This is a genomic window from Sporomusa rhizae, from assembly GCF_041428845.1.
GTDB classification, from domain to species: Bacteria; Bacillota; Negativicutes; order Sporomusales; family Sporomusaceae; genus Sporomusa; species Sporomusa rhizae.
Map to the genome: position 1 here is coordinate 3393624 of NZ_CP156925.1, position 15026 is coordinate 3408649.

At 44.8% G+C, this 15026-nt stretch carries 12 protein-coding genes; all 12 read right to left on the minus strand.

The features are described from left to right. Positions 1-75 precede the first annotated feature (75 nt). The gene (locus tag SRRS_RS16030; RefSeq protein WP_371361922.1) at positions 76-1551 is read right to left on the minus strand and encodes an S-layer homology domain-containing protein; all 1476 of its coding nucleotides are present in this window, start codon (positions 1549-1551) and stop codon (positions 76-78) included. A 64-nt stretch (positions 1552-1615) separates the two neighbouring features. After that, positions 1616-2899, minus strand: a complete 1284-nt coding sequence (locus SRRS_RS16035) for an MFS transporter (RefSeq protein WP_371361923.1) — start codon at positions 2897-2899, stop codon at positions 1616-1618. Positions 2900-3070: 171 nt separating this feature from the next. After that, positions 3071-4600 carry a long-chain fatty acid--CoA ligase gene (locus SRRS_RS16040; protein ID WP_371361924.1) on the minus strand — a complete coding sequence of 510 codons (1530 nt, stop codon included), beginning with the start codon at positions 4598-4600 and terminating at the stop codon, positions 3071-3073. Positions 4601-4651: 51 nt separating this feature from the next. After that, positions 4652-4942, minus strand: coding sequence for a ferredoxin family protein (locus SRRS_RS16045; protein WP_371361926.1), 291 nt, complete (start codon positions 4940-4942; stop codon positions 4652-4654). Then, positions 4939-6222 (minus strand): FAD-dependent oxidoreductase, encoded by a 1284-nt coding sequence (locus SRRS_RS16050; RefSeq protein WP_371361927.1) that lies wholly within the window; start codon positions 6220-6222, stop codon positions 4939-4941. Before SRRS_RS16050 ends, SRRS_RS16045 begins: the two co-directional genes overlap by 4 nt. 34 nt (positions 6223-6256) lie before the next feature. Beyond that, positions 6257-7189, minus strand: coding sequence for an electron transfer flavoprotein subunit alpha/FixB family protein (locus SRRS_RS16055; protein ID WP_371361928.1), 933 nt, complete (start codon positions 7187-7189; stop codon positions 6257-6259). A gap of 20 nt (positions 7190-7209) precedes the next feature. Next, the gene (locus SRRS_RS16060; RefSeq protein ID WP_371361929.1) at positions 7210-7986 is read right to left on the minus strand and encodes an electron transfer flavoprotein beta subunit/FixA family protein; all 777 of its coding nucleotides are present in this window, start codon (positions 7984-7986) and stop codon (positions 7210-7212) included. Between the two features lie 196 nt (positions 7987-8182). Next, positions 8183-9322 (minus strand): acyl-CoA dehydrogenase family protein, encoded by a 1140-nt coding sequence (locus SRRS_RS16065; RefSeq protein WP_371361930.1) that lies wholly within the window; start codon positions 9320-9322, stop codon positions 8183-8185. A 31-nt stretch (positions 9323-9353) separates the two neighbouring features. Next, positions 9354-10499 carry an acyl-CoA dehydrogenase family protein gene (locus tag SRRS_RS16070; protein ID WP_371361932.1) on the minus strand — a complete coding sequence of 382 codons (1146 nt, stop codon included), beginning with the start codon at positions 10497-10499 and terminating at the stop codon, positions 9354-9356. A gap of 3 nt (positions 10500-10502) precedes the next feature. Continuing rightward, positions 10503-12077 (minus strand): acyl CoA:acetate/3-ketoacid CoA transferase, encoded by a 1575-nt coding sequence (locus SRRS_RS16075; protein WP_371369853.1) that lies wholly within the window; start codon positions 12075-12077, stop codon positions 10503-10505. Positions 12078-12342: 265 nt separating this feature from the next. Further along, positions 12343-13767, minus strand: coding sequence for a sigma-54 interaction domain-containing protein (locus SRRS_RS16080; RefSeq protein ID WP_371361934.1), 1425 nt, complete (start codon positions 13765-13767; stop codon positions 12343-12345). A gap of 110 nt (positions 13768-13877) precedes the next feature. Next, positions 13878-15011, minus strand: coding sequence for a uroporphyrinogen decarboxylase family protein (locus tag SRRS_RS16085; protein ID WP_371361936.1), 1134 nt, complete (start codon positions 15009-15011; stop codon positions 13878-13880). Positions 15012-15026: the final 15 nt, after the last annotated feature.

Here is a 15026-nt window from a genome sequence, read left to right on the forward strand (position 1 = left end):
GTAGCAAAAAGAGGCAAAGGACGACCCCGAACAAGTCGGGGTCCCTATGCAATCAGTGGCTAATTCAACTGTATTTTAATAGAAGAATTCAAGTTTCATCATGTAGGTTTTATCAAGCTTGTCATCTTTCAAATTAGTTAACTCTTTATTTTTCAGTTTAAAGTCCTGATATTCAAGTGACAAAACTACATTTTTGGCAACAACATTTTGATACGCCAGGAACCATGCGTTAACATTGTCGGTTGTGTGAGTAAATACACTGTATGGCTGGGCGGGGTTGGCTACCGCGGTAGTATCAAATCCGCCGGCACCGGATGGGATAGCTCCTGCATCCACACTGCGATAAGATACCATCCATGCATCTGTGCCTTTTTTAGTGGGATTTACCAAACCAACTGCTTGATACATGGCAGCCGGTCCCTGACTGTTACTCAACTGAACTGCCCAACCTTTAGGATTGTCAGGTATATTAGCAGCATTATCCAGTTTGCTGCCCACATAGTCACCTAACAATGTGTATTTACCCATTTTATAGGTTACAGATGATGTCCAACCTTGTGAACTTGAAAAAGATCCTCTATTAGTATTTAGCGTTCCCATACCTGTTAGTGTACTGGTTCCAGGAACATCTGACCAGTAGTAGCCGGCATTAACGGTTAAGTTTTTTGATAGCTTATAGCCTAACTGACCCGTTGTGAGCTGATAGGATTCACTATTATCCCAAGTAAACTTATTAGCAGGCGCATTCCAAAGCCAGTTGTTCGATTTAATATTACCGGTCCATCCCTTAAAGCTGAGTTTGTCCCAATGGTCAGTAAGCAATATACCATCTACATTCATGGGTTTACCAATTAGACCAGTAGTTATAAAGTCTAATGCAGAACGACCTACACGAATAGAATCAAATCCAAATGTGTTCTTGGCAGTAACATTCATCATATCAAGGGCGATTTCTGACCCGGAACTGTATTCGGCATTACCGAATTTATTGCCGCCGGTAGTAGCAATTCGCCCGAAGTAAGACATATTATCATTGATATTGCCTGAGAATTTAATCCGTTGCCGGAATTCAAATTGATCAGATCCGGACAATCTCTTTGAACCAGGCGCCTTAGGATTATTGCCTACTACCCGGAAACGAGTCTCGCCGCTTATCCAGGTATTAGTTTTGGCTTCAACTTTAGCCACACGAGCTCCCAGACGGTTAAGTTCTCCGGCAAATTCAGAAGAAAGTTTATCAATTAACTCCTTATTGCTCTCATCGGCAGTCTCAAACTTGTCCAGCGCTTTCGCAACAATGAAGGAAAATTCATACCTACTCATGCTTCTATCGCCTTTAAATGTTTTGTCGGTATAACCGTCAACAAGACCGGCCTTGACTAACTTACCCACCGCATCGTAGGCCCAGTGACCTGCCGGAACATCGCTGAAAGACTGCGCTACAGCAGCATGTACAGGATTCTCGAATGCCGGGATTCCAGCTATAGTGATCGACATAAGTGCCAATGGTATGATAGCCATCCATTTTTTTAGTGATTTTGTTTTCTTCATGAAAAAATCTCCCCCATTTTTCATTTTGTCACTAAAAGGTATGCTTTTTACGAAATTCTCTTACTTATGCACTTTCGGAACATTTGGCACTAGATGACGGTTTAGGCATGGTTGCAAAGATCACAACAATAATACCTGCAAAACCGATAGCCGCATTAAGCTCAAAGGCCGGAGTATAACTTTGGAACATATCAAACAGTTTCCCGCCTACTACACCGGCACAAGAAACAATAACTGCAGTGACTGCCTGCAGCGAGCCATTGATTTTCGGGAAAGCGGCAGGCCCGAAAAAGTTGCCCAGCATAGTATTTTGGGCTACGAAGGTCCAGCCAAAACCGGCACCGTACAAAATAGCTGCTATATAGGCCGACATCATCGCGTTAGGGGCAGCCTGCACGGCAAGATATGACCCGACAAGATAACAGCACATACCTAACATAAAGACATAGCGGGCAGCAATTTTGTCCATCAGCCAGCCGCTGATCAGCCGTCCGAAAATCCCGCCCATGGTAAACATGCCCATGGCAAATGCTGCATCTGCCGGTGCAATTCCTTTGCCTTTTAGATGCATAATCCAGTGGGCAGTAAAGAAGAAAAACGGCCATTGGCTGGCAGCCGCAGCCAACACGGTCAGCCAGTAAGTAGCTGATTTATATACTTCAGCCGGTGTCCAAACATACTTTGTAACTAACGCATTGTTTGCAGCCACAGCAGTTGCGGTTTCCGTCACTTCTTTTCCATCAGGAATCTGTCCGAGATCCTGTGGCCGTTCTTTTACAAAGAGCCAAGCGATAATTGCGCTGACAACAGCAATTCCAGCTACAACCATCCAGGCCAAACGCCAGTTGCCTCCGGAGGAAGCAATAAGTTTGTTCATAGCCGGCGCTCCGATAAATCCGGCAAATCCCGATGCAGTCATAGCCAATGCCATTGCTCTTCCCCGGAATTTAACGAACCAACGGGTAATCGTTGTCGACAGGGCAACAATACAGCCAAATCCTAGACCGCAGCCTGTCAGAAAACCAAAACCTACTAAATAATGCCAGGGCTCAGTGGCAACCAGGGACAACCATAAGGCACCCGCAGCAATCAAAGCTGAACCGATTATAAAAGTCTTGCGAACCCCCCACTTAGTAATTGTCATTCCGACAAGAATAGCTGATGTACCAACAAATAGATTTAAGAGCGAAAAACCTAATCCGAAAGTAGTGCGGTCCATAGTGATTTCTTTCATCATATAGGAGTTAATTACAGCACCCCCATACAGTGGAAATCCCATGTTAAGCAGATACAAAGCCCACAATACACCTACCAATTTCCAACCATAAAACTTTTGTTCATTCCCCACAAATAACCCCCCCATAATAAGATTTCTCAACATACACAACCCTTATTGGCCAATGAATGGGTAACAGATGATTTCCAATTTGATGACAGCAAAATTTGTCTTAATGTATATACATCTATATACATATACTAGCTAAATATATATCCTTTGTCAATTACATTCTCTGATATTTCAGAAAAATATGTTTTTATAACCGGCATTACTCATTGTCAGAGCGCTTTTCACTACCTTTCCTGCAGCGTTACGTGGCAATGCCGAAACAAATTCCAAGATTTTCGGCATTTTGTAACGTGCCAGCTTGCCTTCACAGAAAGCTTTAATACCCTCAATGTTTATTTGCTGCTTTGGATCTTTTAAAACAATAACTGCTTTTATAACTTCCCCCCACTTCTCATCAGATACGCCGACTATAGCGGCTTCTTTTATATTGGGATGCCGGTACAGAACTTGTTCAACCTCAACCGGATAAACGTTTTCCCCACCAGTAATAATTACATCCTTCTTCCGGCCTGCCACATATAGGAATCCATCTTGATCCCGCCACAAGCAATCCCCGGTGGCAAACCACCCGTTTTGCAGGACCTTCTGTGTTTCCTCTTGATTTTTCCAATAGCCTTTCATAACATTTGGCGCCCGCACCAATAACTCCCCAACTTTTTCATCCAAAACATCACAACCGCTTTCATCCACAATCCTTATATCAACATAGAAAGCCGGTTTGCCCACAGAGCCGATTTTGCGGACAGAGTCCTGGATAGTTAAAATGGCCACCGGCGCCGCCTCGGACAGGCCAAAAGCCTGAATTAACGATACCCCCTTCCTCTGCAGCAATTTTATTACTGTTGCAGGACAAGAAGCCGCCGCAGAAATACCAATACGCAATGAATGTAAGTTATATTTAGCAAAATCAGGAACCTGAGTAACAGCAAGCCACATGGCCGGCACCAGGAACATACACGTTATTTTTTCCTGCTCGATGTTTTGCAGCACTTGTACCGGATCAAATTTATTAGTAATAATCACAGTACCGCCTTTATACAATAACGTTAATGTTAAAATCGTCATTGCTCCACTATGAAACATAGGAGCTACCGTAAAAGTAGTATCCGTATCCAAAATAGGCTGCGCTATTAAAATCTGAATAATATTCCAAAATGTATTCGCATGTGTGAGCATTGCCCCTTTCGGGCGTCCGGTAGTTCCTGAAGTGTACATAATCATATGCACTTCATCCCCGTCTACATCAACTTCAGGCTCTGCATCAATATATTTCCCCAAGAAATTTTCATAGGAAATAATTCCTGCAACTTCTTCTCCTACAACAATGCTCTGTAATATAGCGGCTTTTGCACAAACCTCGGCCGCTAATTGCTGATACTCTTTATGGTAAATGAAAAAGACAGCTCCGGAATCCTGCAGAATGTACTCCGTTTCCTCTATACTCAAACGAAAATTAATGGGAACAAAAATAGCTCCGATCTTAGCACAGGCGAACATTACTTCTAAAAGCTCGGTGCCGTTCATTAGGAATACCGCAACTCTGGTTCCCTTTTGAATTCCAGATTGTATTAACCCATTTGCCAAGCGGTTAATACGGCTATTAAATTGCCTATACGTAAGTTTGCGGTCTTTACAAGCTAAAGCAATTTTGTCGTTACTTAATTGAGCCCGTTTTGCCACCCACTGTCCGATTCCTCTCACGCTTATCCTCTCTCTTCTCTAGTCGGCTAAGGTAAGATGCGGTACAATACTTTACCCATAGCGAAAAGAGACTCCCATCGTACCACGCGGATAAGTCCACTTGACTATCCCCTTATCTTTACAAACAACACGGCAAGTTCCGCATTCCAAGCAGCCGGCATAATCAAAATTGACCTCACCGTCCTTTTTGGTATATAGCACGGCAGGACAAACAAACAGGCATGGTTTTTCTTTACATTTGGCGCAAATCGCTTTATCAAGAACAATGTGAGGTTCTTCTTCATCAACGACGAACTTATTCATGCCCAGAAGTTCCTCTGGTGAAAGTTTTTTTACTGTCATATGGCTTTAAACCCCCTCCAACCGTCGGCAAGCAGTTGCCCGAAGGTGACATGCTTTTTCAATACCTTGAGCATAGCCTTATCCATACGCTCAGGCAGTTTGCCGTCAACAGCAAACATCACCTTCATCATGTCATTAGCCATGGCCGGATAAACAGATACCATCCGCCTGTTGCTCATAAGCTCATGGAAGTTAGCATATAGCTTCATCGTTGGTGTTAAATCAAGATCTTCTAATTCTTTTACATAAGCCGGGCCTATATTACTAGCATTCTCGTTTTTCAGTATGGCCCGTGCGGCAGCAACACCACTTACAATGGCAAGATCAATGCCGCGAATGATCGTACCGGTATTAACCACCATACCGGCCGCATCACCCACGAGGATTAGTCCATCTCTGTATAAAGATTTAGGCATAGCATGATATCCGACTTCCGGTACAAGATGGGCGCCATATTCAACAGTTGTACCATCCTTAATAAGTGGATAAATGGCCGGATGCATCTTTAGCTCCTGCACAATTTCATGAATTGATTTTTCCTGGCAAGCAAGGTCTGCGGGATTTAATACTACCCCCAGAGAAATACTGTTCTTGTTGGTGTACAGAAAACCGCCGCCAAGTACTCCACCGGCACAGCCAACCAATACCCGCGCCGCCCCTTCGCTCTCCTCTAGGTTAAACCGGTCTTCAATGACTTGTTCCGGCAATTCGATAATTTCTTTTGCCCCTACCCCGACACTATGTGCGTCAATATCGTTCCGCAACCCGGCTTTTTGCGCAATAAAGGAGTTAACACCGTCAGCAGCTATGACAACGGTTGCATAGATTTCGTCGTCGCCGGCTTTGATACCGACAATTTTGCCGCTATCTTCAATCAGCTCATCGACAAGTATACCGGGAGCCAGCATAGCTCCCTGGGCTTCGGCCTGACCGGCTAACCATTCATCAAAAGGCGCACGCAGCACCGAATACGACTGGGGAATACCTTCCCCAAAAACGCAGTCCATATAGTCCATAGTCACGGCACCTTTGGCGCCGAGCATCATAATCTGTTCTCTAACCACTTTTCTCTCAAGCGGGGCATCCTGGTACAGGCCGGGTTCCACCAATTCCAGCGCATACGTATACAGACGGCCGCCGGTAACGTTTTTACTGCCTGCACTTGTACCCCGCTCTACCAGCAAAACACTTTTGCCGTTCTTAGCCAGCACATACGCGCAGGCGGTGCCGGCCGGACCGGCACCAATAATTATGGCATCAAATTTTTCATCATCTGACATAATAACTCCCCCACTTTACAACAACTCTTGCCGGTTATTTTTTCTCTAGTGCAGCCGTCAGCAAAGGAACAACTTCATATAAATCTCCTACAATGCCATAATCGGCAGCTTCAAAGATTGGAGCTTTTTCATTGGTATCAATAACAACAATAATTTTGGAATCTCTAATTCCCACAACATGCTGAACCTGACCGGAAATTCCCATTCCGATATAAAGTTCCGGTTTTACTTTTTGGCCGGAAATACCGATATAGCGATCGCTGGGCAGCCAGTGATAATCCTCGGATATACCACGAGTACAGCCAATTTCCCCACCAACGGCAGCTGCCAGCTCTTCCGCCATTTTCACGTCTTCCTGTTTAGCCAGCCCACGGCCAACACAAACGATCTTATTGGCAGTCGCGATGTCCGCACCTTCACGCACAATCGGGCATACATTGCTGACAGTAACCCGGGAGTCTTGGTTGGCTGCTTCAACAGTGACAATTTCACACTGTACAGCCGCTGCAGAGGTTTCAGGGAAAGTCCGGGGCGGGATAGTTATCAGAGCCGGCAAAGCGGAAGCCTCAGTGCGCACAGCCAAACCGCCATACACCAGTCGTGTGGTTTCAATAGCATCATTAGCATATTGAACAGTTAATGCATCGCTAACAAGACCGGTTTTTAGGATTGCCGCTATTTTGGCCGCAAGATCTTTGCCGCGCATAGTAGCGCCTACCAATACAACACTTGCCTGTTCTTTGCTTAAAAGCTCAGCAATAGCTCCCGCATAGCTTTCCGGCCAAATACTATTTCCTTTCAACAAAAAAACTTTATCTGCACCTGCTGTGGTTAAGCTTTGTACATTTTCAGCATTAAGTGTAATGACATTGACCGGCTGCTGCATGGTTTTCTTAAGCTCCTGACCTGCTGTCAACAGTTGCTTGGCAACAGCACTATCTTCTGAGTAAATCCAAATTCCTGACATTTTTAGAAATCCCCTTTCCCCTAGCACATGCCCTCTTGGGCAAGGCTGGCAACTAGCTTAGCAACATTATCGGCTTGATTAGCCTCTTTGAAGATAACCTTTTTCCGGTCCATGACATAACCCTTAACGGAAAGAACACGCACTTTAGGCGATAATTCCCCTGCTTTTAAACCAAGTTCACTTATCTTAACTTCCTCAGACGGTTTTTTTGCAGCAGCCATAACCTGTTTTAATCCGGGTATGCGAGGTTTGTTGATTTCCGGTAAAACGCTGACAATCGCCGGCCCGGTTACAGTTATCTCTTCAATGCAATCACCTAATTTACGGGTAGCCACCACTTTACCGTCAACGACAGTAAGTTTTTGCACAAACGTAATTGCCGGGATGCCCAACAAAGCAGCTAGCCGGGGGGCGGTCTGCTGGCTATAGGAATCCGAGCTGCCTTCTCCGCACAGAATCAAATCGTATTGTCCGATTTTTTTAATAGCGGCAGCTAATATATTGGCAGTCACAAAAGCATCTGCCTGTTCGCTTGTCGCGTCGCCAATCCAATATACTTTATCAAGGCCTCTGGACAAAGCATCCTTAAGCGACTGTTTCGCGGCTGCCGTTCCAAATGTGAGAGCTTCAACGCCGACACCATGCTTTTCCGCCAAAAGAGCTCCTTCTTCTATTGCATTTTTGTCATAATCGCTGATTTTATATTTAGCCCTGCCGGTATCGAGAGATAAATCTCCCGCTATTTTAATATCTTGTTCATCCAATACCCATTTGTAGCAAACAAGAAGCTTTTGCATGGTTTACCCCTTTCTTCATTTGGGAGAGGAGTGTCATCCTCGCCCCCTTCAGTTCACAATATTTTCTTTATCCGATGACTAACCTGCTCTAAGACTCCCGCTTCTACAAGCGGAAGTAAGAGCAGCTAAGTCCCTGGATAATTTCGACTAGAATTCAGGCGGCGTCAAAACACCGTCTGAATTAAGTCTGCATTTATCAAGAAAGCAGATTTCCGGCAATGATTTTCTCCGGGAAATCAATGGAGCTGTTTTTTATTACAACGCCTTTGACATCACGATAAAGGCGTGACGCCACCATTTCCTGGCTGTAACCATAACCGCCTTCAATCTGGATAACGTCAATTAACGCACTTTGCCCAATTCGCCCGGCAAACAGCCTGATCATGGCTGCTTCAGCAGCAAACGGCTCGCCATTTTCCAAAAGGGCGGCAGCATCATATACAGCTAAACGCAGCATGTGGATGTTGGCAGCCATTTCGGCCAACATGGTCTGAATGGCAGGGAAGCTGGCAATTGGCCGGCGGAACTGGATTCTCTGCTTACCATATTTCACGGCATCCTCCATAGCAGCCTGGGCAATGCCTACAACCATAGCGCCTTCAGCAATACCGGCAGCAGCCATTGCATCGGCTGCAATCACCATCCCTGCTCCTTCTTTACCTAATAGATTCGCTGCCGGAACTTTTACCTGTTCAAATATCAGTTCGGCAGACTGGCAGCCTCTAAGCCCCATCTTTTTAATGCTTCTGGCTACCGCTAAACCTTCTGCCGTGGCATCAACGATAAAGGCGCTGATGCCTTTTATGCCCTCTTCCGTATTTGTCTGGGCAAATACAATATATACTCCGGCAGCTCCGCCATTGGCCACATAGCATTTGCGGCCTGTGAGCACATAATTGCCGCCATCTTTGACCGCGGTTACTTTGTGCTCGCCTGCACCTATTGCCGCACCCGGCTCGTTGAGAGCAAAAGCTCCCAGCTTTTCACCCTGGCATAAGGCTGATAAATAGGCCGTCTTTTGCTCAGGTGAACCCCAGCGGTTTATGCTATACGCTGCCAGCGAAGCATGGTTTAAAAGAATGGCTGCCACCGCACCGCTGACCCGGGATAATTCCTCAATAATTAAGGTATAACTCAGATAGCCGGCTTCAGCGCCGCCATACTCGCCTGGCATAAAAATACCCAGGAAGTCCTGTTCAATCATCCTCTTAACAAGATCTGCCGGATGTGCCCCGGTATGGTCAATTTCAGCAGCAACCGGTTCAACATATTCGCTGGCAAAATCCCTGGCATTCTGTTGAATAAGCTGTTGTTCCTCTGTTAATGCATAACGCATGCGTTACCCTCCTCTATTTGTCCTGCTCAACTTATGAGTTAAGCAGGATTCCGGATATTACAATCCGTTGAACCTGATTGGTGCCTTCATATATCTGGGTGACCTTAGCATCACGCATAAGCTTTTCTACAATAGCGTCCTGGGAATAGCCATAGAGTCCCATGATTTCAACAGCATCTGCCGTCACACGCATAGCAGCATCAGTGGCAAAAGTTTTAGCCATAGCTGCTTCCTTGGTATAAGGAACTCCGGCATCTTTCAGGCGAAGAGCATTTCGCACCAGTTGCCTTGCAGCTTCCACTTGGGTAGACATATCGGCTAGTTTGAACCCCACTGCCTGATGGCTGCCAATGGGTTTACCATTCACATCAAGATATTCTTTTGCAAATCTTACAGCTTCATCAAGTGCCCGTCGGGCAACGCCCACGGCGAGCGAGGCTACAATTGGCCGGGCCATATCCAGCGTTTTCATAGCAATTTTCATTCCTTCACCTTCTTTGCCCAGAAGGTGACTCTTCGGAATTCTCACGTTTTTTAAAAGCAGTTCGACGGTATTGGAGCTGCGAATGCCCATTTTATGCTCAACAGAACCGATAATAACCCCTTCCCGCTCCTTCTCAACAATGAATGCGCTCAATCCTTTAACACCCTTGCCGGGGTCGGTCGAAGCAAACACAACTATAATGCTGGCATAGCCGCAAGTTGTGGCAAAACATTTTGTGCCATTCAGTACCCATTCTTCGCCCTCAAGTTTTGCAGTCGTAGCACAAGAACCGGCATCTGAGCCGGCATTCGGCTCAGTAAGGGCAAATCCTCCCATGCCGCCGTTTACCAAGTGCCCATAATATAGCTTTTTTTGATCTTCTGTGCCGGCAATAGCCAGCGGATACGAGCTGAGGCCATTACCTCCCAGAGTAGTGGCAAAAGCGGCGCACCCATAACCCCATTCTTCCGCAACCAGGGACTGTATGACAGATGAGTAGCCAGGCCCACCGTATTCTCCGGGTACTGCCATGCAGTTCAGTCCGGCTTTTTTTACTTCTTCCAGAATAAACTCGTGGAATTCCCCTATCTCGTCCCACTCACGGTCTACTGGAATGATATATTTTGCCGTAAAATCCCGGGCTAATTGCTGCACTTTTTGTTGTTCAGGGGAAAGCGACATATCAAGCATCATTCATCAACCTTTCATTTTGGCTTCAATAATCTGTTTGAGCTGACCCCACTTGGTCTGGAATATCTCACTCGGCATCTGTTTTAAATCGGGGGAAATTACCGGTTTAAAATCCATCAATGCCAAAACATCCTTTTCCAAATCAATACCGGGAGCAATTTCCGTTAAGGTTACCTGTCCGTTTTCCAGGGTAAACACAGCACGTTCGGTAACATATACCACCGGCTTATTATTTTTGGCAGCATATTTCCCACTAAAAGTGATCTGTTCCACTTGATTGATGAATTTTTTACCTTTCCCCTCCTGGACAATGTTAAGTTTTCCTTCTTCAATGGCAACTTCAAGACCGCCGGCAGTAAAAGTACCGCAATAGACTACCTTCTTTGAACCTTGGCTAACATTGATAAAACCGCCAGGTCCCATGGCCCGCCCCTTAAATTTGCTTACATTTACGTTTCCTACTTCATCTACCTGTGCCAAACCCAAAAATGCTACATCAAGACCGCCACCATCATAAAAGTCAAACTGATTGGCGTGTCCAATTACGGCTTCTCCGTTGTATGACTGACCAAAATGAGGCAGACTAGCCGGTACTCCGCCAATCCCTCCCGCCTCTGTAGTGAATGTCATCATTTCCGAAACCTTTTCTTCGGCTCCTATAGCGGCAACATCACTTGGAATTCCCACTCCCAGATTTACAACTGCATCAGGCACCAGCTCCATGGCAGCACGTCGGGCAATAATCTTGCGTTCGGTTAAAGGAAGCTCCGGAATACTGTCCAAAGGCACCTTAACATCACCGCAAAAGACAGGATTGAAGTAAAGCCCCTCGGTCTGCCAGCAGCATCTTTGATCTGTAGCCACAATAATGTGATCAACTAAAATGCCGGGAACCTTAACGTCCCGTGGATGCAGCGAACCGGCTTTGGCCAGATATTCCACCTGGGCAAGCACTAGGCCGTCGTTATTTTTCACGGCTTGTGCCAATTCCAGCATTTCAAGCATAACCGACTCTTTTTCGGTGGTGAGATTGCCGCTTTCATCAGCGGTAGTTGCCCGGATGATTGCGACGTCAATAGGAAAAGTCTTGTAATAAAGCCACTGCTCGCCGTCAAATTCCACTAATTTTACTATATCTTCCACTGTCTTGGCGTTCATTTTACCGCCGTCCAGGCGCGGATCAACAAAAGTCCCCATACCGACCTTAGTCAGGACACCCGGCCTTTTTGCTGCAATTTCACGATAAAGCTGAACAATAACTCCCTGTGGCAAGCAATAGCCTTCGATCTTGCTTTCCGACACCAGCTTCGACATAGTAGCCGATGATCCGATATGGGCACCGATCCACCTTTTAATTAACCCTTCATAGCCGATCCGTACTGTTCCCCGGTCTTTCCAGTCGCCTGTTGCCGAGGCATGTACAAGGGTCAAATTTCTCGGTTGGCCTGTTCCGGTAAATCTTTTCTCAAGCGCCTCCGCAATTTCTTCAGCCCAGCCTGCAAGACCGAAACCGGTAGTTGCTACTGTCATGTTGTCTTGTAGCAAGGCTGCTGCTTGATCAGCGGTTATCAATTTTGCCATCATTGTTACACTCCTTTATGTGTGAATTATTACTACGTGCCTATATATAGCATTTTTTGTGCCAATAATTTATCAAAGATAAAAACCCAGCAATAGCAAGCCTTAAAAGCATTTATTCTCTCACACAGCCTCATTATATGTACCAATTCATTCAATCTTCAGTAAATTCAAAACTGTCAATATACCTCTTTAGGTACATTGACAGTAAGCTCACATACAAATAAAAAATGGATATCTCTTTAAAGAGCATCCATTCATCTAATTCTCAAACTTTCACATCATTCTGCTTTTGATATTCTTTTAATTTACGATACAGAACCGTCCGGTAAATACCTAAGCTTTCAGCAGTTTCTCCAATTTTCCCATTGGTTTCCCTCAATACATGATTGATATATTGCTTTTCAACCGTTTTCAATACATCCCGCAAAGTTCCACTTAGGCCCAGCAATTTAAAAATATTGTATTGATATTCATTCCCCTGAGCCATTGCATCAAAAATCAAATTGTCTGTTTGGCTATCTTGCAGGCTGCTGATTACTTTCCGTTCTACAACACTTTTTAATTCCCGTACATTTCCGGGCCACTTATAACTTTGCAATTCTGCAAAAGTCTCAGAATCAAACTCAACATCCAAACCGTATTTTTTATTAAAATTTTCCAGGAAACGCAAGGCCAGCACCACAATATCTTCCGGTCGCTCACGCAACGGTGGAATCATAATCGGTATTACGTTGAGCCGATAATATAAATCACTCCGGAATAAGCCTTCCTCTACCATCTTTTTTAAGTTTTTATTAGTTGCCGCAATAAGCCTAAAATCCATTTTCCGGTCAACATGGCTGCCAAGGCGACGAACTTCACAGGTTTCAAGTACTCTCAGCAGTTTCGCCTGAAGCGCAAAGGGAAGTTCCGCAATTTCGTCTAAAAACAAGGTACCATTATGGGCAGCTTCAAATAGTCCAACTTTTCCTTCGGCATTTGCGCCAGTAAAAGCGCCCTTTTCGTAGCCAAATAATTCTGACTCTACAAGATTTTCCGGTAGATTAGCGCAGTTTACTGCAATAAATGCCTCTTCCGATCTTTTGCTGTGCCGGTGAATATATTTAGCCAATATCTCTTTTCCTGTTCCTGATTCCCCGGTTAACAACACTGTACTGTCTACCTGCGCAACATTATGAGCCTTCAATAATACTTGCTTCATCTTCTTGCTTTCGGCCACAATGCTTTCCGTATCCAGAACATAGCTTCTTAAATACTCTATTTCGCGCTTACGCCGGCTTACTCGTTCCTTCTCCTCACGGCTAGCGTAGGTTTCCTGGGTATTGTAAGGCCTGCCGTAGGTTACAACTAGGATTACTTCTCCATTATCATCTAATATTGGTGTACTGCTCGAATATTGTATAAAATCTAGTTTAGTTGTTAATACTCCGCTTTTAACACACTTTGTTTCTGCCGCCTCCATAGCAAAAGACTTAGTGTAAAAGCCTTTTTTTACCAGATCATCTACGTTGGATTTTAGCAATCGGTCCAAAGACATATCTAAAGTTAATGCCGTTGTTGAATTGGAAAGCAGTATATTACCATCTTTGTCAGTTACAAAAATTGCATGCGGCAGTTTGTCAAAAATTTGACGCAAATTTTTCTGAGCAAGCTCGTAATTCCGTTCTATCATTTTTGACTTGCATTGCATTAAACAGCCTCCTCCCATCAACCATTCACTTATATCAGCAATATTATTTAACTTGAAACAGTGCAAAAACAGTCCCACATAGAGTGAGACTGTTTTGCCTTGTTCGGCAATTAATTATATCGACCATATTTTTCTACCGCAGCAAAAAATGCATCAACATTTTCGCGTTTGGCATTCATCGGCAAGTTACAGCCTGATGAGTATATTAGTCCTTCACCATTTTTGAATGTTGTAATCAGTTTTTTAGCATATTCGTCCAACTCACTTGGTGAAGCTACCGTGAATAATGATGGGCTTACATCTCCCTTAATTGCGCAATGACCTTTCAGTATTTCGTGAGCCTTAAAAATATCTGTCGCACTGTCTAATTCCAGGATAAATTTAGCCTTCGGCAAATCAAGGAAGTATTCTAAATTCTTTGTCCAGTCTGCGTCGAAATGCAGAACCGGGACAATATCCTTTTCTACTAACTTTTCAACCATAACTTTTAATTGCGGCCAGACAAACCGTTCAAAATTCTTTTTGTTTATGAATTGGCCGGCACCTCTGACCCCACCAACAAATACCCGGTTAATTCCGGTGGTCTTAACAGCTCCCTCACAACCGGCGATTACTGCATCGTTAACTATCCAAAGCAACTCTTCCACCTGGTCGGCAATCTGATACATATCTTTATAAAAGCGCTCCATAGAGCGGACAATCGATAATGCATCAAACGGAACAGTACCCATAATGGCTCCCCAGGTTAAACTTTGGCCCCTGGCAAGGCTCCGGTCAATCTCATCTTGGCGAAGCTTGGCCATCTCTTTTTGTCCGGCAAGTACTTCTTCCCTGCTAACCTGATGAGCCCTTTCAAGGAAGGTCAAGCGGTATTCCAGCCAACTTTTTTCTTTGAGAATTGCGTAATCTTCACGAGTCATAGTTTCAAATTCATGAATTTGGTATTGCGCATTTTCTTCTAATTCTTTCCCTGGCATTTTGAAACGTCCGGGACCACACTTTGTGGCAACCGGTCCAATACGACCATGCAGCATATAAGCGTTGCTGTCCCATACCGGATAGTCTTCCCATACTTTCTGGATAGCAGCTTGCGCTTTATCCCAATTCCAGAGGAACTCTTGGTTAGTCATCCCAACATGCTGACCCGCATATTGTTCAATAATAGGGGCACAAACCACCCTATCCACCGGTTGAAGATTAATTGAAGCTACCAGTCTTTCTTCTGCAGTCATTACATCTGCCATTTAATCCACTCCCTC